The organism is Pseudomonas sp. LRF_L74, assembly GCF_965644255.1.
Taxonomy (GTDB): Bacteria; Pseudomonadota; Gammaproteobacteria; order Pseudomonadales; family Pseudomonadaceae; genus Aquipseudomonas.
Genome location: NZ_CBFFRH010000012.1, coordinates 71,341 through 96,195 on the forward strand (window position 1 = coordinate 71,341; position 24,855 = coordinate 96,195).

At 63.3% G+C, this 24,855-nt stretch carries 20 protein-coding genes and 2 pseudogenes; 10 read left to right on the forward strand and 12 right to left on the reverse strand.

Features of this window, described 5'->3' with window-relative positions; genetic code table 11:
* Nucleotides 1-349 precede the first annotated feature (349 nt).
* From ACSZPK_RS24120 to yaaA, 9 genes are all read right to left on the reverse strand, one after another.
* Complete coding sequence (locus tag ACSZPK_RS24120) at nucleotides 350-1,456, reverse strand: mannuronate-specific alginate lyase (protein ID WP_437884136.1); 1,107 nt, start codon at nucleotides 1,454-1,456, stop codon at nucleotides 350-352.
* Nucleotides 1,457-1,470: 14 nt separating this feature from the next.
* Nucleotides 1,471-2,889, reverse strand: a complete 1,419-nt coding sequence (locus ACSZPK_RS24125; RefSeq protein ID WP_437884137.1) for an alginate O-acetyltransferase — start codon at nucleotides 2,887-2,889, stop codon at nucleotides 1,471-1,473.
* Between the two features lie 16 nt (nucleotides 2,890-2,905).
* Nucleotides 2,906-4,486 (reverse strand): mannuronan 5-epimerase AlgG, encoded by a 1,581-nt coding sequence (gene algG / locus ACSZPK_RS24130; protein WP_437884138.1) that lies wholly within the window; start codon nucleotides 4,484-4,486, stop codon nucleotides 2,906-2,908.
* 11 nt (nucleotides 4,487-4,497) lie between these two features.
* Nucleotides 4,498-5,943, reverse strand: coding sequence for an alginate export family protein (locus tag ACSZPK_RS24135; protein WP_437884140.1), 1,446 nt, complete (start codon nucleotides 5,941-5,943; stop codon nucleotides 4,498-4,500).
* Between the two features lie 15 nt (nucleotides 5,944-5,958).
* Nucleotides 5,959-7,353 (reverse strand): alginate biosynthesis TPR repeat lipoprotein AlgK, encoded by a 1,395-nt coding sequence (algK, locus tag ACSZPK_RS24140; protein ID WP_437884141.1) that lies wholly within the window; start codon nucleotides 7,351-7,353, stop codon nucleotides 5,959-5,961.
* 13 nt (nucleotides 7,354-7,366) lie between these two features.
* Entirely contained in the window at nucleotides 7,367-8,533 is a 1,167-nt protein-coding gene (locus tag ACSZPK_RS24145; protein ID WP_437884142.1) for an alginate biosynthesis protein Alg44, read from the reverse strand.
* A 26-nt stretch (nucleotides 8,534-8,559) separates the two neighbouring features.
* Nucleotides 8,560-10,041 (reverse strand): mannuronan synthase, encoded by a 1,482-nt coding sequence (gene alg8 / locus ACSZPK_RS24150; RefSeq protein WP_437884143.1) that lies wholly within the window; start codon nucleotides 10,039-10,041, stop codon nucleotides 8,560-8,562.
* 101 nt (nucleotides 10,042-10,142) lie between these two features.
* Nucleotides 10,143-11,453 carry a GDP-mannose 6-dehydrogenase gene (algD, locus tag ACSZPK_RS24155; protein ID WP_437884144.1) on the reverse strand — a complete coding sequence of 437 codons (1,311 nt, stop codon included), beginning with the start codon at nucleotides 11,451-11,453 and terminating at the stop codon, nucleotides 10,143-10,145.
* An 836-nt stretch (nucleotides 11,454-12,289) separates the two neighbouring features.
* A complete protein-coding gene (gene yaaA, locus ACSZPK_RS24160; protein WP_437884145.1) occupies nucleotides 12,290-13,069 on the reverse strand; it encodes a peroxide stress protein YaaA in 780 nt (259 codons plus the stop codon).
* Nucleotides 13,070-13,466: 397 nt separating this feature from the next.
* Here yaaA and ACSZPK_RS24165 point away from each other — a divergent pair, with 397 nt between their 5' ends.
* The 4 genes from ACSZPK_RS24165 (at nucleotide 13,467) to moaE (ending at nucleotide 16,171) form a co-directional block, all read left to right on the forward strand.
* Nucleotides 13,467-14,858, forward strand: coding sequence for a PhoH family protein (locus ACSZPK_RS24165; protein WP_437884146.1), 1,392 nt, complete (start codon nucleotides 13,467-13,469; stop codon nucleotides 14,856-14,858).
* Between the two features lie 136 nt (nucleotides 14,859-14,994).
* Nucleotides 14,995-15,471 (forward strand): cyclic pyranopterin monophosphate synthase MoaC, encoded by a 477-nt coding sequence (moaC, locus tag ACSZPK_RS24170; RefSeq protein ID WP_437884147.1) that lies wholly within the window; start codon nucleotides 14,995-14,997, stop codon nucleotides 15,469-15,471.
* A complete protein-coding gene (locus ACSZPK_RS24175) occupies nucleotides 15,468-15,713 on the forward strand; it encodes a MoaD/ThiS family protein (protein WP_437884148.1) in 246 nt (81 codons plus the stop codon). Before moaC ends, ACSZPK_RS24175 begins: the two co-directional genes overlap by 4 nt.
* Before the next feature lie 2 nt (nucleotides 15,714-15,715).
* Nucleotides 15,716-16,171 (forward strand): molybdopterin synthase catalytic subunit MoaE, encoded by a 456-nt coding sequence (moaE, locus tag ACSZPK_RS24180; protein WP_437884149.1) that lies wholly within the window; start codon nucleotides 15,716-15,718, stop codon nucleotides 16,169-16,171.
* On the opposite strand, the gene ACSZPK_RS24185 is transcribed toward moaE, so the two are convergent.
* Nucleotides 16,172-16,345, reverse strand: coding sequence for a hypothetical protein (locus ACSZPK_RS24185; RefSeq protein ID WP_437884150.1), 174 nt, complete (start codon nucleotides 16,343-16,345; stop codon nucleotides 16,172-16,174).
* A gap of 265 nt (nucleotides 16,346-16,610) precedes the next feature.
* Between ACSZPK_RS24185 and ACSZPK_RS24190 the strand changes: the two are divergent.
* Nucleotides 16,611-17,756: pseudogene (locus ACSZPK_RS24190) on the forward strand (FIST signal transduction protein); the annotation flags it as partial.
* A gap of 516 nt (nucleotides 17,757-18,272) precedes the next feature.
* Nucleotides 18,273-18,626, forward strand: a pseudogene (locus ACSZPK_RS24195) (methyl-accepting chemotaxis protein); the annotation flags it as partial.
* Nucleotides 18,627-18,676: 50 nt separating this feature from the next.
* Here ACSZPK_RS24195 and ACSZPK_RS24200 read toward each other — a convergent pair.
* Entirely contained in the window at nucleotides 18,677-19,090 is a 414-nt protein-coding gene (locus ACSZPK_RS24200; protein WP_437884151.1) for an HPF/RaiA family ribosome-associated protein, read from the reverse strand.
* A gap of 126 nt (nucleotides 19,091-19,216) precedes the next feature.
* On the opposite strand from ACSZPK_RS24200, the gene ACSZPK_RS24205 reads away from it, so the two are divergent.
* From ACSZPK_RS24205 to ACSZPK_RS24220, 4 genes are read left to right on the forward strand one after another with little or no spacing between them, the layout of a single operon-like run.
* Nucleotides 19,217-20,362 carry an MlaE family ABC transporter permease gene (locus tag ACSZPK_RS24205; protein WP_437884152.1) on the forward strand — a complete coding sequence of 382 codons (1,146 nt, stop codon included), beginning with the start codon at nucleotides 19,217-19,219 and terminating at the stop codon, nucleotides 20,360-20,362.
* Nucleotides 20,359-21,144, forward strand: coding sequence for an ABC transporter ATP-binding protein (locus ACSZPK_RS24210; protein ID WP_437884153.1), 786 nt, complete (start codon nucleotides 20,359-20,361; stop codon nucleotides 21,142-21,144). The genes ACSZPK_RS24205 and ACSZPK_RS24210 overlap by 4 nt, the downstream gene beginning before the upstream one ends.
* A 4-nt stretch (nucleotides 21,145-21,148) precedes the next feature.
* On the forward strand, nucleotides 21,149-22,066 hold the full coding sequence (locus ACSZPK_RS24215; RefSeq protein ID WP_437884154.1) for an MlaD family protein: 918 nt from the start codon (nucleotides 21,149-21,151) through the stop codon (nucleotides 22,064-22,066).
* Complete coding sequence (locus tag ACSZPK_RS24220; protein WP_437884156.1) at nucleotides 22,063-22,656, forward strand: ABC-type transport auxiliary lipoprotein family protein; 594 nt, start codon at nucleotides 22,063-22,065, stop codon at nucleotides 22,654-22,656. The genes ACSZPK_RS24215 and ACSZPK_RS24220 overlap by 4 nt, the downstream gene beginning before the upstream one ends.
* 156 nt (nucleotides 22,657-22,812) lie before the next feature.
* Here the strand turns inward: ACSZPK_RS24220 and ACSZPK_RS24225 are convergent, their stop codons facing one another.
* On the reverse strand, nucleotides 22,813-24,774 hold the full coding sequence (locus ACSZPK_RS24225) for a RecQ family ATP-dependent DNA helicase (RefSeq protein ID WP_437884158.1): 1,962 nt from the start codon (nucleotides 24,772-24,774) through the stop codon (nucleotides 22,813-22,815).
* Nucleotides 24,775-24,855 lie beyond the last annotated feature (81 nt).

Consider the following 24,855-nt stretch of genomic DNA (forward strand, 5'->3'; position numbering starts at 1 on the left):
TTCACTGCCCGCCCGCGTCTATCGCGCGAGTCGGGCTGGCGCCAAGCGCTGCCTGGGCCGAATTCGGGAAATGACGTTCCCACACCGCCGCGCCTTTCGGAGCGGAAGTTCATTGCAGGCCAGTCAGCCTTGGAACCTGTTCACGATCTCAGATCGGCTCTTTTGGCAGCGTTGAGGCAATTGCGGACATTCGTTCTTCCTCCGTCATTCCCGCGAAGGCGGGAACCCAGAAGCGCTTTTTTGGGCTCCCGCCTGCGCGGGAGTGACGGCTAAACACACCGAGTAATGATGTCCGCTCCTGCCTCGGAGTAGCCATTCGAACAAGCTCGAAAGGATCGTGAACAGGTTCTTAGTGCTTGTGGTTTTCCTCGTTCGGGTCGAACACCTGGGTCACGTCGCCGCCGAGACGGAAGGTCTTGAACGGCCCCTTGTCCTTGCGTTCTTCCTGCAGCTCGTTGTTGCAGGCGTAGAGGGTGCAGTAGGGTTCGAGCCAGGCATATTTCGAGTCCTTGTTGAGGTCTTCCATGTCCTGCTTTTCGCCGGTCTTGTCGTCGAACGCATCCTGGTCGTCGACACCGCCGGTCACCCGTTCGGCCAGGCGGCGCAGGGCTTCGTGGTTCTCTTCACGCAGATCGACACCATTGGCCTGGGCGAACGCGGCGATCATCGCCAGCGGCGGCAGGGCGTAGTTGTGATAGGCGAGGGCGCGCTGGCGGCGCTTGAGTTCGTTGGGCAGGTAGCCGTCGCTGTCGACCTGGTTGGCGGCAATGCGGAACTGCTTCACCGACCAGTCGAACAGGTCGCGGCGGTCAGTGGCGACGGCGGTGGCCATCACCGACCAGGCGGCCCAATAACTGTGGTTGTTGGTCTTGTCCAGCGGCAGGTCGCTCCAGTCCTTGACCGTTTGCTCGGCGAGTTTGTCGAGCCAGGACTCGATCAACCGGGCCTGCTGCTGGTAGGGCGCCAGCGGGCGGCTCTCGGAGAACTTCAGGCGCAGGTAGGAACCGGCCAGGCTGCCCAGGGCCCATTTGCGCATCGACTTGCCGGTGTGGTTGAAGTCGGTGCTGAGCAGGGCGTCGGCCTGGGCCCAGGTGGTCATCCACTGCAACGCACATTCGAGCTGCTCGCGATTGCCCTCGCGCATGTAGTCGGTGACCTGGTCGGCCACGCCTTTCTCCATGTCGGTGATGTCCTTGGTGCCATCGCGAAAGGCTTTTTCGGCGACGACATTGAGGGTCGAGCGCGCCTTGTCCGAGCCTTCGTACTTGCTGCGGAACTGCAGCTTCTCGGTGTACGGCTTGGGCGGTGCGCTGCACTCGCGCGGCGCTTTCTTGTCCTGGTCGACCGGGGCGTAGTAGCCCTGGGGCGGCACCAGGCTGGCGGCGCTGACCGCTTGGGCGAGCAGGGCCGCGCCTAGAACGCAGGGGGCGAGGAGCCATCGTGTGGGGCGATTCATAGTTGCCTCCGTCCTCACTGGGCCTGGGCCGTGAGGGGTTTGCCGCCGGCATCCGGACGCTTGCACAGGGTGGCTTGCACGCTGAGGTTGTCCGGCATCTGCTCGGGGCTGTGGATTTCCACGGCGAGCACGTTGAGGTCTGGCCAGTCTTCGTCGTCACGCAGTTCGAAGGCGTAGCGGCCACCGGTGTCGACGCGGTCGCTCTGTTCGATCTTGAAGTTCTCGCGGCGACCGTTGAGGTACCAGATGGTGGCTTCGGCACGGTGCACGCCGGGGTCGCTGAAGGTCAGGTCGAGCTGGTAGTCGCCGCCACGCAGGTGACGCAGCTTGTCCTGGCCGTTGACCAGTATTTCGTTGGCGCCGGGTTTCAGTTTGACGGTGTTCTTCATGGCAACCGGGTGTCCTTCGCAACCGTTGTCGACCAGGGGCAGGGCTTGTCGATAGAAGCTCTTTTGCGCCAGGTCGTAGTGCGTGGCGAATTCCCAGATCAGAATTTTCGGCGGCTTTTCGTGGAATTCCTTACCGCTCATGTACTGCAGCAGGGCGCTATCGAAACCGCCGCCACTGACTGCCAGGTTTAGGACGTCGGCGCCGGTGTGTTGTTCCAGGAAGCCGGAAAAGTTATAGGCCGGGCCGCTGTTACTGGTGCCGACCAGGGCGATCTGCGGATCGGTTTCATCGCCGAACAGGCTGTCGCCGCTGGCTTCGCCGACCGGCTCGGTCTCGTAGCGCGGCACGTACTGGGTGGCGTAGGTGGTGCCGCAGAAGTTGGCGGCGGTCTTGTGCAGGGTGCCGGCCTTGGGCAGCAGGCCGACCACCTTGCTCTCGAACTGCTTCTTCGGAATGTCGTTGAAGCCAGGCACCTGCTTCAGCGTCTCGGCCACCAGGGCGGCGGTGCGGTCGGCGCCGGCCGGGGTCCAGTGGTGGTCGGCCTTGAAGTAGTAGTCGATGTCCTTGTCTCTCTCGTCGAACAGCGGCGACAGGTCGGTGACCCAGATACCGGCCTTGCGGAATTTCTCCACGGCGGCCAGGTAGTTGTTCTTCGCCAGCTCGTAGTTGAAGCTGGCCTTCTCTTCGGCGGTGAGCTGCTCGCGGTTGACCAGGCCACGGGTCGGCTGGTAGACGATCATCAGCTCGATGCCCTTGGCTTTCAGCGCGTCGCGCAGGCGCTTGAACTCCTGGTAGCCCTCGGGCGTGGTGCCGAAGTCGGTGCGCAGGTCGTAGCGGCTACGGAACAGCCAGTCGCCCTTGCCCTGCACCAGCGCGGTGAAGAAGCTCAGGTACTTGGTGTTGTACTGCGCCGGGTCCTGGGCCACGGCGCACAGCGGGCCGACGCGTTGCACCTGGAACTGCGGATCGGCCATGGCGCTGCCGGCGGCGCCGAGCAGGGCGGTGGCCAGGGCCAGTCGGCGGAAGTTGAAATGACGTTTCATCGAATGCGGTTCTCCCTCAATCCTGCAGCTCGGTCTTGTCGTCGACCGGGTCGATCAGCACGGCTTGCTTGCGCCGCACCATCATGTCGAGGATCTGTTCCTGTTTGTCGCCGAGCACGCCGGCGAAGCTGATGCCGGTGCTCTTGGTCGGCGCCATCAGGTCGACGTCGTAGAGCTCGACGGACAGCGGCGAGTCGATCGACAGCGGGCTGGAACCGTTGGCGGTGAGCTGGCCGCCGACCACGATCATCGACACCTGGGCGTCGAACGGGTCGAGGTTGACGTCGCGGTCGGTGTCGCTGAGGTCCTTGATGTGGCCATAGACGCCGGTCAGCTGGTTGCCTGCCGAGACGTTCTGGTACAGGCGGATGTTGGTGCTGTTGCGGATGCGGATGCCATGGCGCTGGTTGCGCATGACCTTGTTGCCCCACAGCAGGTTGTTCGGGCTTTCGTACAGGGTGATGCCGTCGGCGTGGTTCTCGTAGACCTCGTTGTAGGCGATCAGGTTGTCCACGCTGTTACGGTCGATGACGATGCCCGACAGCTTGTTGTCGTAGGTCTTGTTGTTGAAGATCCAACTGTTGTCGACCTCGCGGGAGATGATGATGCCGTGCTTCTTCTTGGTCCCGTAGACGGTGTTCTCGGCGATGATCAGGCCGTGCGAGCGGTCGTGCGGGTCGATGCCGTAGACGATGTTGTCGCGGTAGGTGTTGCCCTTGATCACCACGTCCTGGGCTTCGTAGCAGTAGAAGCCGTACCAGATGTCGTCGAACTCCGAGTCGATGATCCAGCCCTTGGCGTCCGGACGGTTCAGGCGTTTCTTCATGTCCGGGCTGTACTGGGTCACGCTGACCCCGTAGGACTTGCTCTGGCTGTAGCCGAGGCTGGTCAGCGTGCTGTCGGCGATGTACAGCTCGGCGCCGCCCCAGGACACCACGAACGGGCGGAAGTCCTTGGGGCTGCGGAAGCTGGCCGGGGCGTTGTCCTGCTCGCGCCAGGCGGTGACCTTGGTGCCGATGATGAACAGCTTGTCGTCGTTGACCAGGAACGCGCCTTTTTCCTGGGACAGGCGCAGTTCCTTGGTTTCCGCGCCGATGTGCAGGGTCGCGCCTTGGGTCACGACGATGGGCAGGCGGGCGATGTACACGCCCGGCGCGGTTTCCTCGAACTGGCTCTTCGGCAGCGTGCGCGCCAGGTCCTTGAGCGTCACGTAGCCACCCTCGACGAAGATCGCCTGCGGGATGCCGCGTTGGCGCACCACCCACTCGCTCATGCGGTCGTCGCCGCCGAGGAAGTCCTTCAGCGCGTCCTGTTGCAGCATGCGCCGCACCACGACCTTGCCGCCGGCCTTGCGCTCGATCTTGGCTTCGATGGCCGCGCGGGTGTAGCCGCTCAGGTCGGGCAGCTTGGGTGTTTCCAGGTGCAGCGCGTCGATGGGCGCGCTGGTGATGTTGTATTTGTCGGGCGTGCCCAGTTCCTTGGCCACGTTGGGGCCGCTCTGCTCCACTTCCGCCGAGGCCGGGCCTGCACTCAGGGCGCCGCAGAGCAGGGCGCCGACGAGCAGGCTGAGTGGGAAATTCGGGCGTGTCTGGTTCATGCTCATGACCCTCAGAAGCGCCAGATGAAATCGACGAAGGCGCGATGCATCAGCGAATCGGTGCCGCTGGCGTAGGCGTTGCCCGGCTTGAACACGCCGCCACGAAAACGCACCAGTGCCGACTTGTCGTCCAGGTGTTCGGCCATGCCCGGCGACACCAGGCCCTGGTTGAAGTAACGGGTCACTACCAGATCGACTTCCTGGCCGATGTCCTTGCTGCCGTCTTCAAGGGCGGCGGTGATGCCGCTGTCGCCGACGTCCTGGTTGCCATTCACCCGCCAGAAGCGGTGGTAGACCAGGCTGGCGTCGTAGTTTTCGTTGGGTTTCCAGGAGGTGAAGGCGCTGGCCACCTGGAGGTTGGACAGCTCGCCACGGAAGGCCTCGCCGAAACGGTGCAGGCGCGACTCGACGCCGGTGAAGCTGGAGCGGTTGCTCTCCAGGCCGGTCTGCATGTACTGCTTGGATTTGCCGTCGTTGCCGCCGCCGCTGCCGCGTGCATAGGCGCCGCCGACCTTCCACTGTTCGTCGAGGCTGTAGCGCAGGCCGAGGTCCACGGCCCAGGCGCTGACGTCCTGGTTGCGTTTGCCGGTGGCGATGCGCTGGTCATCGACCACCACCTGTTCCAGCTGGTCGGTGTCGCCGGTCAGCCAACTGACCTGGCCCCAGTAGTTGAGCGGGTTCTTCGACTTCGGGTTGAAGAAGTCGCCGTCGACGTTCAGGCCCAGCCAGGTCAGGTCGCCGGTGTAGCGCTTGTCCAGGCTGTCGACCTCTTCGCCGGGCTTGGCCAGGCTGCCGCTGTCGTGGCTGTGTTGCAGCTTCACGCCGACCCAGTGGCCGGGTGTCCACTGCACCGAGGCATCGCCGAACAGGTGTTGGCGATCCTCGTCCTCGGGGGCCAGTTCGTCGAGGTCGGTGCGGTAGTCGGAGAAGCGCTGGGCGATGCCGACGTTGGCCTTGAGCAGGGTGGTGTCGAGGCTCCAGCGCAAGGCTTCGATATTGGTGTCCCACCAGGTGCCGTCGTTGCTGCGTACGCGCTGGCGACCGAAACGCAGGTGCTCGCCGGGGTATTCGGTGAGGCCGGCGTAGTCGATCCAGAACTCGCGCAGCGCCAGGTAGCTCTTGTCGGCCTGGCGCGCGTCGTTGCTGGAGCCGCTGTCACCGACGTCGCTGGACTCGATGGTGTCGGTCTCGACGATGTCGGTGGCGGTCACGGCCTGGCCCATGGCGTAGGCGCTCCAGTTGCCGCGCTGGCCGTAGACCCAGGGGCGCAGGTCGAGGCCGATGCCGTTGACGTCACCGCCGTTGGCGGTGCCCAGGTCGCGATCGTCTTCCGACTGCGCGGTGATCTTGATGTCGAGGCCGAAGTTCTGGTCGGTCAATTGCACCGCCCATACCGAACTGCTGCTCAGCAAGGTCATGCCGAGGCCCAATCCAAGGGTGATCCGATTCAGTTTCATCCTGTAATTCCTTGCTCAGGGCGTCTGTGCGTTCAGCTGTTCGTCGCGCTGCCAGGCGCTACCGCGCAACTGGCGTTCTTCACGCAGCAGTTGCTCGCCACGGGCGTGCTGCTCGGGGCTGAGCTGGCTGGAGACGCTGGTGGCCAGTTCGTGGGCTTGCGGGGTGTCCTTGGGCAGCGCCAGTTGGCTGAATACGTAGGCGTTGACCAGGTCCGGCTGGAAACCCTTGCCCTGCGAGTACATCTGGCCGAGGGCGAAGTCGGCGTTGATGTTGCCGGCGCGGGCGGCACTGAGCAGGTGGTCGAGGGCCTTCTGCGGGTAGATGTCGCCGAGGTAGCCGCGCATGTAGATCTGGCCGAGGAAGTAATTGGCGGTCGGCTCGCTGGGCGCGGCCTTGCGCAGATGCTCTTCGGCTTTCTGCGGGGCCTGCGGTACCAGTTTGCCCTCGTAGTAAAGGCGACCCAGCAGCAGCTCGGCGCGGGGCAGGGCGGCGGCGCGGCCGTTGTCCAGGTAGCTCATCATCTTCTCGCTGTCGCCCAGGCCCGGATAGTCGTAGAGCAACTGCGCCAGGCTGACCCAGGCCGCCGGATACGACGGGGCGATTTCTTCCAGCAGCTCCTGGGCCTTGCCTTCATCGGGCTTGCCGCCCAGGTCGGCGTCGGCGATCACCCGCGCCACCGCATCGACGCGCTGGGCCGATACGCTGCCGCCGTGATAGCCGGCCATCATGCGTTCGATCAGCTTGTCGCGGGCGTCGGTTTTCTCCTGGACCTGATACACCGTGGCCAGCTCGACGTAGCACACGCTGTCCTGGGCGATCAGGTTCTGGCAGATGCGCTCGACCTCGCCCAGGTGCTGCTCGTAGATGCCCTGGGTGCGGTAGAAGACGATCTGCGCCAGTTCGGCCTGGGGGTGGCCCTGCTGGCGCCAGGTCGAGATGCGTTCCTGTACGTTCATGCCGGGAAATTCCTGTGGATATTGCAGATAGAGCATCACCAGCGGCATCAGCGAGCTTTCCTCGCCAGCGGCGAAGGACTCGTCGAGCAGCTTCTCGGCTTCGTGACGCTCGGCCGACGTGGCGGTCGGCTTGGCGGCCAGCAGTTTGCCGAGGCGTGCCTTGGCGCGCGGCGACTCGTCCAGGGCCAGGCGATAGGTCTTCTCGGCTTCGGCCAGGGCCTCGGGCGTGCCGCTGGCCAGTTGCAGGTCGGCCAGGCCGACCTGGGCATCGACGTAGCCGAGGTCGGCGAGTTGGCGGAAATTGCGCTCGGCGGTGGCGGTGTCGCCGTTCTTCAGCGCTTCGTTGGCCAGGCGCTGGTCCGGCAGCAGGCCGCAGCCGCCAAGGCCCATGGCCAGGACCAGCGCCAGCAGGGGCGTGGTCAGGCGCGGGGGCGTGGTTTCTTGTGTGCGCACGCTGGCGTCCTCCTCAGAGACCGGCCGCGATGGCTTTGTCGATCATCCAGTCGAAGGTCGGGCCACGGTCGACCACCACTTCCACCGGCTGGTTGGCCAGGGTGCTGGGCACCGGCTGCTCCGGCTTGATTTGTGCGCGGATGTCGGAGGACAGGCCACCTTCGTGCAGGTCGGTGCTGACGATGCGGCCACGGCGCGGCTCGGATTCGTCGGGCAGCCAGAAGCTGACGCGGGTGCCGGGCTTGACCTGGCTCAGGCTGCGGTAGGGGAAGCTGGCGGTGATGGTGGCGGTGGTGTCTTGCGGCACCAGTTCGAAGATCACGTCGCCCTTGGCGGCGAACTGGCCGTCGGCCACGTACTGGCGTGCCACCTTGCAGTTGCACGGGCTGGTCAGGGTGCCTTTCATCTGTTTGCCGAACAGCTCCTCGACCTTGGCCGGGCTCAGTTGGTCGTCAGCCAGATGGCCCTTGAGCATCTCCAGCATGCTGGCGGAGAAGGAGGCGATGGGCGCGCCTTTCTCGACATCGACGGTGCCTTCCGGCAGCAGGCTCTGCACCGTGCCCTCACGCGGCATGGTGACCTGCATGTTGGAGACGTTGACCTTGGCCGACTGGGCGTGGGTGACGAAATACAGGTTGTACAGCGACTGCAGGATGAACGCGAAGGCGGCTACGCCGATGACGAAGATCGCCGCGCTGAACGCCACGGCACGGAAGCGCCCGAACGCGCTCATGCCACCGCCGCCGCCGGACTTGCGCGCCTTGGTGAAGTTCTCGCGCTGCAGGGTGTGCAGCAGGTTGCCGACGCTGATGATCTCGCCGCCCAGGTGGGCGCTGATCAGGTGGCGCAGGGTGGCGATGTCCTGCTGGCTGAGGTTGTGGAACTGGCAGCCGACGCGGTCGTTGGCGGTATCGACGGTGCGTACCTGGAGCTCGACGTCGAGGCCGAGGTTGACGCTGTCGATCTGGAACTGCAGGCGGGCCTTGTAGAAGTCACCGACGCTGAACTGATTCTTGCCGATGCTGAAGCTCAAGCCCCCGGCGGAGAGATCGAGGACGCGGGTTTCGATGCGTTCCTTGTTCTTCGACTGGAAGCGCAGCAGGGCGGGCAGCTTGACCCGGGCGTGCTGGCGTTGGGCTTCCGACTCATGGACCACATTGATGTTCGCGGCTGTATTCATGGTTGCAAATTCCTGTTCGAGAGCGGTCAAACCAGCACCAGTAGCGTGGCGACGAATACGCTGGTGGCGGAGAAGGTCATGGCACGGGAGGACCAGGTGTTGAACCAGCGCGAGAAGCTGGCCAGGTCCCGGTTCAGTTTTGTGTTCTGGCGAGTCCAGGATTGCTGGTCGAGGCGGAAGAACACGTAGATCTTCACCAGGGCGCCAACGATCTGGTTGTAATAGAGCATGGTCGGGAACAGCGGGCCGATGCGGTGGCCGCTCAGGCTCAGCAGCAGGGTCAGGATCAGCCGGGTCACGCCGATCCACAGCAGGTAGATCAGCAGGTAGGCGATGCTGTACTTGATGCTGGCGATGATCGCCACGCCGAGGCCGAGCAGGCAGGTCCACATCGACAGGCGCTGGTCGAACAGCACCACGCTGGTGAACAGGCCCAGGCGGCGCACGCCCAGGGCCAGGGCCCGGGAGTTCTGCCGCAGGTTGTTGCCGTACCAGCGGAACATCAGCTTGCGACTGGCCTTGATGAAACTCTTCTCCGGCGGGTGCTCGACCGTGTTGATCGCCGCATCCGGCACGTAGAAGGTGTCGTAGCCCAGGCGCATCAGGCTGTACCAGCTGGACTTGTCGTCACCGGTGAGGAACTGGAAGCGACCCAGGCGCCAGTGGTCCAGGTGGTCGCTCTCGACGTCGGCGATGAAACCGGGGTCGGTGACGACCTGGGCGCGGAACACCGACATGCGTCCGGTCATGGTCAGCACGCGCTTGCTCAGGGCCATGGAGCACATGTTGATGTGGCGCTGGGCGAAACGCAGCTTGTGCCATTCGCTCATCAGGTAGCTGCCGCGTACCTCGCAGAACTCGTTGGTGGTCAGGCCGCCGACCCGTGGGAACAGCTTGAACCAGGGCACGGTCTTCTTGACCACGCCGTGATCGAGCACGGTATCGCCGTCGATCACCGCGACCACGGCATGGGCGTCGGGCATCATCCGCGAGATGGCGCGGAAACCGTGGGCCAGGCCGTCGCGCTTGCCGGTGCCGGGGATGCGCACGAAGTCGAGCTTGACATGTTCCGGTGGGGTCATCCGATCCCACAGGTTCTTGATCAGCAGTTCGTCCGAGTATTCGACGATCGAGCAGACCACCGTGGTCGGGTAGCCGCAGTCGATGGCTTCGCGAATCACCGACTGGTAGACCTGGGCGGTGGTCAGCGCTTCGATGCGGAAGCTGGTGACCATCAGGTACACGTGGGACGGTGCGGCGTGTTTGCCGAGCTTGCGAATCTGCCGCCGGTAATAGGGGAATACCACGTAGAGGAACAGGCAGCCGCGCAGGAAGTGCAGGGCGCCCATGGAGTAGCGCCAGATGCCGACCAGGCCGATGAGCAGGATGAAGTCCTTGGAATCCGGGTTGAATACCGTTTTCGGCAAGGCCATCGCCAGCAGCATCAGCAGCGACAGGTAGAGCAGCCAGCCCGTAGCCTCGTTGAAGCCTTTCTTGAGCTTTTCCATATGCATATCCATCGTTTCCGTCAGGCGAACCCGTGGCGTGGGCGTGATGCACTGCACTGCCCGCGCCGCGGATTACGTCCGACTGAGTCCGGTTCCGTGGATTACCAGCAGATGCCGGTGGCGCCTTCGTGGGTCACGCCGGGCATGAAGCCGATCAGGTCGACGACCTGCTTGTCCGGGTGAGCGCCCTTGGCGATGTCGGCGAAGCGCTTGTCGCCGTTGCCGAGGATGATCACATCGGCGTTGTCGACCACCGCGTCGAAGTCGCTGTTGAGCAGCGACGAGACGTGGGGGATCTTCGACTCGATGTATTCCTTGTTCGCGCCATGTACGCGGGCATACTCGACGTTGCTGTCGTAGATGCTCAGGTCGTAGCCCTTGCCGATCAGCATCTCGGCCAGTTCCACCAGCGGGCTTTCACGCAGGTCGTCGGTGCCGGCCTTGAACGACAGGCCGAGCAGGGCGACCTTGCGCTTGTCGAAGCCGGCGACGATGTCGAAGGCGTTCTGCACCTGGTTGACGTTGCTGCGCATCAGCGAGCCGATCAGTGGCGCTTCCACGTCCAGCGAGCCGGCGCGGTAGGAGAGGGCGCGCACGTCCTTCGGCAGGCAGGAGCCGCCGAAGGCGAAGCCGGGCTTCATGTAGTACTTGGACAGGTTCAGCTTGTGGTCCTGGCAGATCACATCCATCACTTCGCGGCCATCGACACCGCAGGCCTTGGCGATGTTGCCGATCTCGTTGGCGAAGGTGACCTTGGCCGCGTGCCAGACGTTGCAGGTGTACTTGATCATCTCGGCCACTTCGATGGGCTTGCGGATGATCGGCGCGTCGAGTTCCTCGTAGATGCTCGACAGCAGGTCGCCGGAAGCCGCGTCGTATTCACCGATGACGGTCATCGGCGGGAAGTCGTAGTCCTTGATCGCGGTGCTTTCGCGGAGGAATTCCGGGTTCACCGCCAGGCCGAAGTCCTTGCCGGCCTTCTTGCCGGAGCAGTCTTCGAGGATCGGCAGCACCACGTTGTTGGCGGTGCCCGGCAGTACGGTGCTGCGCACCACCACGGTGTGGCGGCCCGGCTTGTCGCGCAGGGCGAAGCCGATTTCGCGGCACACGCCTTCAATGTAATCCAGTTCCAGGTCGCCGTTCTTCTTGCTCGGCGTACCGACGCAGATGAACGATACATCGGTGTCGCGCACGGCGGCGGCGACATCGGTGGTGCCACGCAGGCGACCGGTGGCCAGGCCTTTCTGGAGCAGCTCTTCCAGGCCGGGTTCGACAATCGGCGATTTGCCTTGGTTGATCAGATCGATCTTGGTGGTGGAAACATCGACGCCAACCACGTCATGGCCGCGAGCCGACAGGCAACCGGCACAAACTGCACCCACATAACCCAAACCAAAGATGCTGATACGCATCGCATTCACCTCGTCAATTCGTTTCGCTTGAACAGTGGCGTAAGACCACCGTCGGTTATTCAGCTCGTCTCGTTAATCGAGTAGCTAATTCCAGGCTGATGAAGTATCGAGTTGCCGGTCTGGAACTCGATATACGGGCTTTTAATATGAAGCCTGCCCTTGAAGTGCTGGAGCTGTATGGCCTGTAAAGGCCGCTGCTCATGGGTTCCAGTGGCCTTGCGGCCGGCGGAACGTCTCCTCTTTTGATTCCGGACTACTTTTCTCGGGTAACACGAACCCGTCGAACTTGCGTTCGAACAAACTGGGCAGTTTTGAATCACGAAGAAGTGTCGTGAAGAAATGTGTTACGCGAGCTAAGAGTCGTCGGTTTTTGCAATAGTTCCTACCGCTCATCCTATTTTTTTTGCAGCGCCTCGGTTTCCCTGCTAGCAGCAAATAATTTCAAAATGATGGCAGGTGTTAATTAATATTTGACTATAAGGTCAGAACTAAAAAGTTCCCGGGTGTTTAATTAACATTAATATGATGGAGTGTAATTACGACCGTTATATAAAGTTATTCCGCGTAACTACTGGGCTTGAGGGTTGATGGCGAAAGAGTGGCGTGGATTGCATTTGAGAGGTGCGAAGAGGTCTGTTTTCGTACTGATTTGAAGGGCGGGATTGAGGCAACAGCGGACATTCGTTCTTCCGTCATTCCCGCGAAGGCGGGAACCCAAATAAAAGACGCTTCTGGGTTCCCGCCTTCGCGGGAATGACGGTTAAACACACCGCGTAATATGGTCATCGCACGAAGGTCCGCTCCTGCCTCAAAGCCGCCCTCGACCGCTCCGAGGATCAATCCAACGGCTGGTCGCGAAGAAAAACCAGGCTGTCCGGCTTCGACTGTTCGGCACTGAAGCGATAGCCCTGGTAGCTGAAGTCCTTGAGCCCGGCCGGATCGCGCAGGCGCTCCTTGATCACGTAGCGGGCCATCATGCCCCGCGCTTTCTTGGCGTAGAAGCTGATGATCTTGTACTGGCCGTTCTTCAGGTCCTTGAACTCGGTGTCGATGATCCGCGCATTCAGCGCCTTGCGTTTCACCGCGCCGAAATACTCGTTCGAAGCGAGGTTGAGCAGCACGTCGTCGCCTTGCTCGGCCAGCGCCTGGTTCAGCCAGCCACTGATGTTCTTGCCCCAGAAGGCGTAGAGGTCCTTGCCGCGCGGGTTGGCCAGCTTGGTGCCCATCTCCAGGCGATAGGGTTGCATCAGGTCGAGTGGCCGGAGCACGCCATACAGCCCGGAGAGCATGCGCAGATGCTGCTGGGCGAAATCGAAGTCGTCTGCGCTGAAATCCTCGGCATTCAGGCCGGTGTACACATCGCCCTTGAAAGCCAGCAGCGCCTGCTTGGCGTTGGACGGATCGAACGGCCGCTGCCAACTGCCGTAGCGGGCGACGTTGAGGGCGGCGAGCTTGTCCGACAGGTGCATCAGTTCGCCGATCTGCTGCGGGCTCAGGTCGCGCAACTGGCCGATCAGGGCTTCGGCGGCGTCCAGGTGTTCGGGCTGGGTGAAGCGACCGGTAACCGGCGGCGTTTCGTAATCCAGGGTCTTGGCGGGGGAAATCACCATCAGCATGGGTAGTCGTCTCCTGAGTCAGGAGGGGGATTTTCCAGCTATGAGCGCCAAGCCTCAAGCATCATCTAGGAATTGGCTGCCCGAGCGGCTGATCATGGTGAATGGCTGTCGTATGACGAAAGAGGAGGGCGAGGCGACTTAGAACTGTAGACCCGAGTCCCTACGCTTCCAAGGGCTATTCGTCGAGATGCAAAAAAACTGTCTTGTAGGCGAAAAAAATCTTTTTCCTGTCATCTGGATTGGAGTATTAACGAAGACAGACCGCCGGACCCTGCAGCACAGGTGGCGGCCACCGGCCCTCACCTTTGCTCGCGCCACCCGGTTTCCCGGGAGGTCGGCGGCCCTTCGCGACGGTGCTCGATGCCCGTCGTCTGGCCTCTCGATAAGGTGACCGAGTATGGATGATCACGGACGCAACCGCTCCACACAGCCCACCCTCTATGTCCTCGACACCAACGTCCTGATCCACGATCCCAACGCGCTGCTGAATTTCGAAGAACACCACGTCGCCATTCCCATGACCGTGCTCGAAGAGCTGGACAAGCTCAAGACCGGCAAGCACACGGTTGCCGCCGAGTGCCGCCAGGCCATCCGCCTGATCGACAAGGTGCTGGGCGAAGCCTCTCCCGAGGAGGTGGAGGACGGCGTCCCCATCCAACGCGGCAAGACCGGCCCCCACGGTTTCCTGTCGATTCTCATGAGCAAGCGGGCCGAGCCAATGACCTGGCTGCCCGAACACCTGAACGACAACAAGATCATCAACCAGTTGGTCGAGCTGCAGAGCCGTCGCCGTGGCGCTCCCGTGGTGCTGGTGACCAAGGACATCAACATGCGCCTGAAGGCGCGTGCCTGCGGCATCGCCGCCGAGGACTACCACACCGACCAGTTGGTGGACGACATCAACCTGCTGTCCCGTGGCTATCACACCATGGACGGCTCGTTCTGGGACCGCGTGAACAAGGTCGAGACCCGCCAGGGCCACGGTCGCACCTGGCATGAGGTGCAGCTCACCGACAACCTGCCGGCGGTGCACATCAACGAGTTCATCATCGACGAACAGGGCTTCGTCGGTTGGGTCAAGGGGATCGAGGGCGGCAAGCTGACCATCCTCGACCTGCATCAGGAACCGCTGATGCACCAGGAAGCCTGGGGCCTCAAGCCGCGTGACATTCACCAGGCGCTGGCGCTGTTCGCCTTGCTCGACCCGGACATCCACCTGGTCAACCTGTCCGGCGCCGCCGGTTCCGGCAAGACCATCCTGGCCCTGGCCGCCGCCATCGAGCAGACCATGGTCAGCAAGCGCTACCGGCGCATCATCGCCACCCGCAGCGTGCAGGGCCTGGACCAGGAAATCGGCTTTTTGCCCGGCACCGAGGCGGAGAAGATGGAGCCTTGGCTCGGCGCGATCACCGACAACCTCGAAGCCCTGCACATGGACGACGAGAACACCCACGGCAGCGTCGACTACATCCTGCAGAAGGTGCCGTTGCAGTTCAAATCGCTGAACTACATCCGCGGCCGCAGCTTCCAGCAGAGCCTGATCCTCATCGACGAGTGCCAGAACCTCACCCCGCACCAGATGAAGACCATCATCACCCGTGCCGGCAACGGTTCGAAGGTGGTGTGCCTGGGCAACCTGGCACAGATCGATACGCCGTACCTGTCCGCCACCAGCTCGGGCCTGACCTACCTGACCGAGTGCTTCAAGGACTTCCCCAACGGCGTGCACATCACCCTGCAGGGCGTGCCGCGTTCGATCCTCGCTGAGTACGCCGAAGCGCACATGTAGTCAGCGCGGCAAGCAGAGCGCCGCAGTCCGGGCGACCGGGCTGCGGCGTTTCGTTTGTGCCCTGCCGGTCGCGCGATGGTTCCCCGATGCGACCCCGCCCCCTACAATCGCGGCATCTACCTCCTGGAGCGATGCCGTGCTGACCCATCTCGATTCCCAAGGCCGCGCCAACATGGTCGACGTCACCGACAAGGCCGTGACCTCGCGCGAGGCCGTCGCCGAGGCGCGGGTGCGCATGCTGCCGGCGACCCTGAGGATGATCGTCGAAGGCGGCCATCCCAAGGGCGACGTATTCGCCGTGGCGCGCATCGCGGGCATCCAGGCGGCAAAGAAGACCGCTGACCTGATCCCCCTGTGCCATCCGTTGATGCTGACCAGCGTCAAGCTGGAGCTGCGGGCCGAGGGCGATGACCTGGTGCATATCCAGGCGCGTTGCAAGCTGGCCGGACAGACCGGCGTGGAGATGGAAGCGCTGACCGCCGCCAGTGTCGCCGCGTTGACCATTTATGACATGTGCAAGGCCGTCGACCGTGGCATGACCATCGAGTCGGTGCGCCTGCTGGAGAAATCCGGTGGCAAGAGCGGCAGTTTCAAGGCGCAGGAGGCATCGTGATCCGCGTGCAGTTCTTCGCCCGTTACCGCGAGGCATTGGCTACCGATGGCGAGCAGGTCGCCGCCGATGGCCTGGCCACGCTCGACGACCTGCGTGAGCGGCTGCTTGCGCGTGGCGGTGCGTGGCAGGTATTGGCCGAGAAGAACCTGATGTGTGCGCTCAATCAAGAACTCTGTAGCCTCGACAGCGCCCTGGTCGATGGCGACGAAGTGGCGTTCTTTCCTACCGTGACCGGAGGTTGAGCATGAGCATTCGTATCCAGGCCGAGCCGTTCGATCCCGGCGCCGAGCTCAATGCCCTGCACGCCGCCAACCTGGGTATCGGCGCGGTGGCGAGCTTCACCGGCTACGTGCGTGATTTCAACGATGGCGATGAGGTGGCCGGACTGTTCCTCGAACACTATCCGGGCATGACCGAAAAGTCCCTGGACAAGATCATCCGCGATGCCGAGGCGCGCTGGCCGTTGCTCAGGGTCGAGGTGCTGCATCGGGTCGGAGCCTTGCTGCCGGGCGAACCCATCGTCTTCGTCGGCACTGCCAGTACGCACCGTCAGGCCGCGTTCGACGCCTGTAATTTCATCATGGATTTTCTCAAGAGCCGCGCCCCGTTCTGGAAGCGTGAAGACACCGCGCAAGGGCCACGCTGGGTCGAGGGGCGAGCCTCGGATCAGGCCGCCCTGGAGCGCTGGGGCCGCAGTTGATCAACCGGGCAAGTGCAGGACCAGGTACATCTTCAAGGCGATGGGCGCCAGCATCACCAGGGCGCCGAAGCCGATCAGGCTCACGCCCCATTCCCGCTCGCGATAGCTGAAGCCGATTCCCAGCAGCAAGAATCCTATGCACAGTAACAACAGCATGATGTCGTAGTGGTCCATGATCCGCTTCCTCCGAAGCCTACTTATCCTTAACCCTAGTCGCTGTGACGGACATTGAAATGATCTGGAGCAAGGAAATGGTTTGAGCCGCAAGCCATGGCCATGGGCGCTTGGGCCTGGAGCTGGCGGTGCGGGGTGCGCAACGGCGCCGGCTAGTTCTTTCGAAGGAGTGTCGAAAAAAATCACCTCGGCTACAGTCCTTTCAGCGCTCAAGAACGCTCCGTTCGAGCCGACACGCCTGGTATCATCCTCGGGAGCGCATTGCATGCTCAGTTTTACCCGGACCTCCAGCAAGAACGAAGGCGTATTCAGCCTGCACGGCAGCCTGTCGTGTTTGCCCGAGCAATTGGCCGCCGTACGCCTGGTTCCCACTTATATCGCTGGCTTCGTGTCCCCTCACCTGGATGTGGACGCGGTTGCGCGGCTGGTGAACCAACGCTTTCCGCAGGCGGCGCTGAGCCTGTGCACGACATCTGGCGAGCTGTGCGGCGAAGGCGAGCGGTTGTATTGCGAGACTGGCAACCAGTGGGATCGGATTGTCCTGCAATTCTTCGATGCCAGTGTCATCGCCAGCGCCGAGATCGTTCAGGTGCCGCTGGAAAGCCAGGATATCCGTGGCCAGGGCTCACGCCTGAACATGGCCGAGCGGATCGCCCGTCTCACCGCATCGATCAAGCGCTTGCAGGTCCGTACCCCCATCGACCATCGGGATACCCTGGCCTACGTGATGTTCGATGGCCTGTCGGCTTCCGAGTCGTTCTTCATGGAGGCGTTGTACGAGTCCGGGCGCTTTCCCTGCCTGTTCGTCGGCGGCTCTGCCGGCGGCAAGCTGGACTTCAAGAGCACGCGCCTGCATGACGGCAAGCGCAGCTACGAGAATCATGCGCTGATCGTGTTCCTCAAGTGCGCGCGCAACACCCGTTTCGGCGTATTCAAGAGCCAGAACTTCGAGCCCACGAATTACAGCCTCAGCGTGCTCAGTGCCTCACTGGAGGAGCGTTACATCAGCCAGGTCGTGGACGAGCGCGGCAACATCCGCAGCATGGTCGCCGCGTTGTGCGAGCGCCTGGCCTGCCAGCCTCGCGAGCTGGAGGCACGGCTTGCCGACTATTCGTTCGCCATTCGGGTCGGCGAGGAGCTGTTCGTGCGCTCCATCGCGCGGATCGACCTGGAGGCGGAGAGGGTCCATCTGTTCTGCGACGTCGCTTCCGGCGAAGAACTGGTGATGGTCAAGCGCACGCCCATCATCGAGGCGACCCGGCGTGACTTCGAGCGTTTCATGCAGGGCAAGCAGGGGCGTCCGCTGGCCGGCCTGCTCAACGACTGCATCCTGCGGCGGCTGAACAACGGGCGTGACCTGGGGGGCATGGGCGGCGTGTTCCAGAACATACCGGTCACCGGCTTCTCGACCTTCGGGGAAATCCTTGGCCTCAATCTCAACCAGACGCTGACCGCGGTGTTCTTCTTTCGGGTCACGGATAACGCGTCGTTTCGCGATGAGTACACCGACAGTTTCGTGACCTACCACAGTGAGTTCGTCGCCTTCTTCCTGCGTCGGCAGATCAAGAAACTCAATGGCTTGAGCCATGTGGTGGTCAAGCAGATCGAGCAGTTCAAGCGCCAGGATTTCGACAGCAACCTGGATGTGAGTGGTCTCGACGAGAAGCTGCAGCCAGTCTTCCGAGGCCTCGCCGACCTCGGTCAAGTCCTGCAGCAAGCCCGTGAACAGCAACGGAGCATCGATGGCGAACTGCGCCACTGCGCCACGAACCTGCACCAGTCGATGGATGACCTGAGTGCCAATATCAGCCGCCAGGCCTCGGTGATCGACCAGGCCGGCAACTCGGTCAAGCAACTGGTAGGCCAGGCCGAACAGGTGGTAGGCAGCGCCCGTGACCTGGCGCAGTCCAGCCAGCGTATCCAGTCGGTGGTGCAGGTGATCCAGCAGATCGCCGGACAGACCAATCTGCTGGCGCTCAATGCCGCCATCGAGGCCGCGCGTGCCGGGGAAATGGGGCGTGGCTTCGCGGTGGTTGCCGACGAGGTGCGCAAGCTGGCGGAAAAGACCCGGCAGAATGCCGAGGAGATCAACACCGACATCGACCGCCTGGCCGAGGAAATCCGGGCGGTGGCGGGTCATATCGAAACCCAGTCGGTGGATGTCGGCGCGTTGACCGGGCTGCTCGGCGCCCTGGAGGAGTCCAGCGCATCGACCGCCGATACGTCACGGCGGACCAAGGGTGTCGCCGACAGCCTGATCGGGCTGACCAGCAGGGAGTGAAGGGTTGCAGGCAGGGCAACCTGTCCCTGCCTGAAGCGTTCAAGTGCGTGCTATCTATCCAGTTCGTCCTGCTTGTCGAGGAATTCCTCTTCCAGCAGGGCGTCCGCTTCGGCGCGTCGACCCACCGGACTGGCCTGGCGCCCGGTCGAGGTCGCTTTCACATCGAGTTTGCCGACCAGGTGCTCCAGGGCGTGGCGCATTTTTTCCGCCGCCCCCTCGACCGCCAGGTTCAGCGAGTCGGCCTTGTGGCTGACCGATAGGGCCTGGTGGCCCTTGGGACGCGCTTCGATCTGGCAGCGCTTGTCGTCCGCGCCCGCCTTGGGGCCGTTCTCGTCGCTGACATGGATTTCGACGCGGGTGAGGAAATCGTCGAATCGATCCAGTTCGGCGCTGACCGTAGCGCTGATCCATTCCTGCAGGCGTGCGCTGCCTTCGATGTGATTGCTGTTCACTTGAAGCTGCATGGTAGTCCTCGCGTGTGGGTGATCTACAGCTTCGAGGCGCATCCGGCGCGGGAGGTTCCGGCAGGCTTTCTGGCCAAATGTTGCGAAGGGTGTGCGAGCGGCTTGCCAGCGGTTAAGCTGTCGGCCATGACGACGGTCCCCTACATCAAGCCGTTGCAGTCGGGCCGCACGGATGCCGCTTCGGTGGTACAGATCGGTGGAGACTGGACGCTTCCGCACTACGCCATCCTCGAACCGCAGATAACCGAACTGCGCGGCAGGCTCGCGCCTGACTCGAATGTCGGGTGGTCCGAGCTCGGAGCCCTGGATACCTCGGGAGCGGCGTTGCTGCTCGAATTGCTTGGCGCATCCAGGCTGCTGGCCCTGACGGACGAAGCCGAAGACCTCAGCGTGTCGCGGCGCGCGCTGCTGCGCAGCGTGGCCCAGGCCATGCTGGACAGCCGCGAACCCAGCGTCACCGCCAAGCCTGCGACCTGGCGCGAAGTGCTGGGGCATATCGGCCAGTCGGTGGATATCTTCTGGCAACACACGGTTGGCCTGCTGGGCTTTCTCGGCCTGGTCCTCGGCTCGATGCTGGCGATCCTGCTGAGACCGCGACGCTGGCGCATGACCTCGCTGGTTGCCCACCTGGAGCAGAGCGGGCTCAACGCAGTGCCCATCGTCGCACTGCTGACCTTCCTGGTCGGCGCGGTGGTGGCGTTTCTCGGGGCGACGATCCTGGCCGATTTCGGTGCGACCTTGTATACGGTCAACCTGGTGGCGTTTTCCTTCTTGCGCGAGTTCGGTGTGCTGCTCAGCGCCATCCTCATCGCCGGGCGTACCGCCAGTGCCTTCACCGCGCAGATCGGTTCGATGAAGGCCAACGAAGAGATCGACGCGATCCGTACCCTTGGCCTGAGCCCCATCGAGTTGCTGGTATTGCCACGGGTGTTCGCGCTACTGATCGCCCTGCCGATCCTCACCTTCATCGCCATGCTCAGCGGCATCATCGGGGGCGCGGTGGTGTGCGCCATGGCCCTGGATATCTCGCCGACCATGTACCTGTCGATCCTGCAGCAGGGGATCGAGGCCAGGCACTTCTGGGTGGGCATCGCCAAGGCGCCGATCTTCGCCATCCTGATCGCGGTGATCGGCTGCATGGAGGGCTTCAAGGTCACCGGCAGCGCGCAGTCGGTCGGCGAACGCACCACTTCCAGCGTGGTGCAGTCGATCTTCGTGGTGATCCTGCTCGATGCCCTGGCGGCGCTGTTCCTGATGGAGATGGGCTGGTGAGTGGCGAATCCGTCATCGAGGTGCGCGACCTGTGCAACCGTTTCGGCAAGCAGACGGTGCATGAAGGCCTGAACCTGGATCTGTATCGTGGCGAGGTGCTGGGTGTGGTCGGCGGTTCCGGCACCGGCAAATCGGTGCTGCTGCGTAGCATCGTCGGCCTGCGCCAGCCCACGGCCGGCAGTGTGCGGGTGTTCGGCGAGGTGCTGGACGCGTTGCCCGCGCAACGTCGTTCGCAACTGGAGCGACGCTTCGGCGTGCTGTACCAGCGTGGCGCGCTGTTCTCGTCGCTGACGGTCAGTGAAAACATCGCCCTGCCGTTGATCGAACACGCCGGGCTCAAGCGCGCGATGGCCGAACGCCTGGCGCGGGTCAAGCTGGCGTTGGTCGGCCTGCCTGAGCATGCTGGCGACAAGTACCCGACCGAGCTGTCCGGCGGCATGGTCAAGCGTGCCGCCCTGGCCCGTGCCCTGGCCCTGGAACCGGACATCCTGTTCCTCGACGAGCCCACCGCCGGCCTCGATCCTATTGGCGCGGCGGCGTTCGACGAACTGATCCGCACCCTGCGTGATGCCCTGGGCCTCAGCGTGTTTCTGGTCACCCACGACCTCGATACCCTCTATAGCCTGTGCGACCGGGTCGCGGTGCTGGCTCAGCGCCGGGTGCTGGTGGCGGACCGCCTGGAGGTGGTCGAGGCCAGCGACGATCCCTGGATCAATGCCTATTTCCACGGCCCGCGTGGACGTGCCGCCGAGCATGCCGCGCGCGCTGCGATCAAGGAGTAATGGAATGGAACCGAGAGCCCATCATGTCCTGATCGGCCTGTTCACCGTGATCACGGTGGGGGCCGCGCTGCTGTTCGCCCTGTGGTTGGGCAAGTCGAGTTCGGACCAGGCCTTCAGCGAGTACGAGATCATCTTCGATGACGGGGTCAGCGGGTTGTCGCCGGGCAGCACCGTGCAGTACAGCGGCATCAAGGTCGGTGATGTGGCCAGCCTGACCCTCGATCCCAATGATCCGCGCCAGGTCCGCGCATTGGTGCGCATCACCGGGCAGACGCCGATCAAGCAGGATACCCGCGCACGCCTGTCGATCACCGGGATAACCGGTAATTCAGTGATCCAGTTGCATGGCGGCACGCCGGAGAGCCCGCTGCTCAAGGGCGATGGCAAGAAGCCGGCGCGGATCATCGCCGACCGCTCGCCGCTGTCGCGGCTGATGGCCAATGGCGAGAGCGTGATGATCGGCGTCAGCCGTCTGCTCGACCGCGCCAACCAGATGTTCTCCCAGGAAAACGCCGACCGTATCGCGCGGACCCTGGAGCACCTTGACCAGACCACGGCGGCTGTCGCCGAACAGCGGGACGAACTGCGCCAGGCCTTGCAGCAGATCGGCGTGGCCAGCCGCGAGGCGGCGGCGTTCATGGGCAACGCCAACCAACTGCTCAGCGGGCCCGGGCGCGAGAGCCTGAATAGCGCCCAGCGCACCCTTTCCTCGCTGGAAACCAGCAGCCGTTCCATCGAACGCCTGATCGATGAGAATCGCGATTCGATCAATGGCGGCATGCAGGGGTTCAGCGACCTGGGCCCGGCGATCACCGAGCTGCGCGGCACCCTGGATGCCTTGCGTGCGTTCTCGCGTCGCCTGGAGGAAGACCCGTCCGGCTATCTGCTGCGCGGTGAATCGGTCAAGGAGTTCAAACCATGAAGCGACTGTTGCTTGGCGCGATGCTGGTTCTGGGGGGCTGCTCCGTTCTGCCCAAAAGCGAGCCGCTGGATGTCTATCTGCTGCCTGGCCAGACGCGTCCGGCCGTGGCGACTCATCAGGCGACTGCGCAATGGAGCCTGCGCGTGAGCAAGCCCCAGAGCAGCCTGCTGCTCGACAGCACGCGTATCGCCGTGGTCCCTGACGGGGATCGGATCGCTGCCTACCAAGGCGCGCGCTGGGCTGACCGGGCGCCTGCACTGCTGCGCGACCGGCTGTTGGATGTCTTGTTGGTGGATGGTCGTATCGCGTCGGTAAGCAGCGATGACAATCGCCTGCAGGCCGATGTCGAGCTGGCCGGTGATTTGCGCGCCTTCCAGAGCGAATACCGCGATGGGGCCCCGGCCGCGCATATTCTCTACGATGCCAAGTTGGTCCGTGAGGGCCGCATCGTGGCCAGTCGCCGTTTCGATATCAGCGAAAACGCCAGTGACACGTCTGTTTCTTCCGTCGTCGAGGCATTTGGCAGGGCGGCGGATCGTCTGGCCGAAGACGCGGCCCATTGGGTCTGGGAGCAGGGCGGCACGCTTTAACAGGCCGTTGAAAAACTACCTGCGTTGGCTGGCCTTCGTTAAAAACCGCCTGGATCGCCAGCCCGGTCAAAATGCTCATTTACACTACGTAAACTGCGCTTTTTCGGTGGTTTTTGCCTTGGCCATCCTGCCTCGCCTACGTTTTTCAACGGCCTGTTAATCGGTCGGAGCCTTGTCGCCTCTCTTTCCCGAGGAGGCCGATTCCAGCCACTGCCGCACCGAACCGTAGGGATAGTCTTCAAGCGCCGCATGCCCTTCGATCTGTCGCGCCTTGAGTCTGGTCAGCAGGGGCGCGCTGATCCCGGTGAGAAAGCGGGTCAGGCATTCGCTGCTCGGCGCGGTGTGGCAGATGCTCTGATGGCGCTCGATGAAGGGCGCGCATAGGGTTGCCGCATCCAACTGCCCAAGCGGTTTTAGCGGCGGTGGTTCGGGGAGCCGGGCGACCTTTCCCGCGCAGACCGAGCAGTGAGCGCAATGCTCTGGCGCATTCAGGTCACCGAAGTAGTGGGCCAGGCGCTGGCTCAGGCAGCGTTCGCTGGCGAACAGGTCGAGCATGGCGTGGATACGGGCGATCTCGCTACGTTCCTGCTGGCGGAAGTAATCGTGCAGTTCCTGGGCGAGGGCCTGGGGCTCGAAGTCTCCGTCGAGCACACTGTAGACCTCGGTCATCTGCTTGCTTTCCAGTTCGATCCAGCCGCGTTCCTGGAACCAGTCCAGCGCTTTGACCACGCGGTTACGTTCGGCCTGGTGCCCGTTGTACAGCGTTTCGAAATCCACCGTGCACCAGGTCCGCGCGCGGCTGGAGGTGGCGACGATGGCCTCGACGAACTGGCGGCGTTCGCCTTCGAAGTGCCCGACCAGCGCCTCGGGCTCGATCAGGTATTTGAAGCGGTACTCGGCAAAGTAGGCGTAACGCGGTGCAATGATGCTCCTCAGCTCCAACTGCACCAGCAGGGTCTTGAGTGGCAGTTGGCGGATGTTGCTCTGCCCGCTGAGTGTGTTGAGCAGTAATTCCCACTGGCCGTCCGCCGCGCTGGCGAGGATTTCGTCGAGTACCGTGCGGATTCCTTTCCGCTCGGGCGTGTCGCCATAGACGAAGTTTTCCAGCACGTTGAGGCTGTCGCGGTTGGCCAGTACCAGGCAGTCGGAAGGTTGCCCATCGCGGCCGGCCCGGCCGATTTCCTGGCTGTAGTTTTCCACCGACTTGGGCAGGTCGAAATGCACCACGTTGCGGATGTCGGCCTTGTCGATGCCCATGCCGAAGGCGATGGTGGCGACGATGCAGTTGATCCGGCCGGCCATGAACTGGCGCTGGATCGCCTCGCGCTGTTCATGGCCCATGCCGGCGTGGTAGGCGCTGGCGTCGATGCCGCTGCGACTCAGGCGTTCGGCCACCTGTTCGGCGGTCTTCTGCTGGGTGACGTAGACGATGCTCGGCTGGCCGGCCTTGGCAGCCAGCCATTGCTGCAGGCGCTGGGGCTTGTCGGCAGTGCTGACCGGTTCGACCAGCAGATTGAGGTTGGCGCGGTAGAAGCCGGTGGTGATGACGTCATCGGCGGCGATGGCGAACTTCTTCCGCATGTCGGCGATCACCGGTGGCGTCGCCGTGGCGGTCAGCAGCAGGACCTGCGGGATGGCGAACTGGCGTTGGTAGTCCGGCAGCTTGAGGTAGTCGGGGCGGAAGTTGTGGCCCCATTCGGAGATGCAGTGCGCCTCGTCGATCACCAGCAGCGAGATCGGCACCTGGGCGATGAAGTTACGGAAGCGCTCGTTCTTCAGGCGCTCCACCGAGATCATCAGGATCTTCAATTCGCCAGACTTGGCCTTGCCCATGGTCTCGGCGACCTGCTCGCGGCTCTGTGCCGAGTCGATGCTGGCCGCCGGGATGCCGTGCTTGTGCAGGAACGCGAGCTGGTCCTGCATCAGGGCCAGCAAGGGCGAGACGACCAGGGTCAGGTGCGGCAGGCGCAGGGCCGGCAACTGGTAGCACAACGATTTGCCCGAGCCGGTGGGGAAGATCGCCGCCGCCGAACGGCCGGCGAGCACGGTCTCGACCACCTCGGCCTGGCCGGGGCGCAATTGGGAGAAACCGAAGACGTGCTTGAGGGTATCGAGCATGGGCATGGCGCCACTGACGAAGACAGGGCGATGACCATAGCGCCTGGGCCTGGATCAGGCCAGGCGCTTTTGTGATCGCTG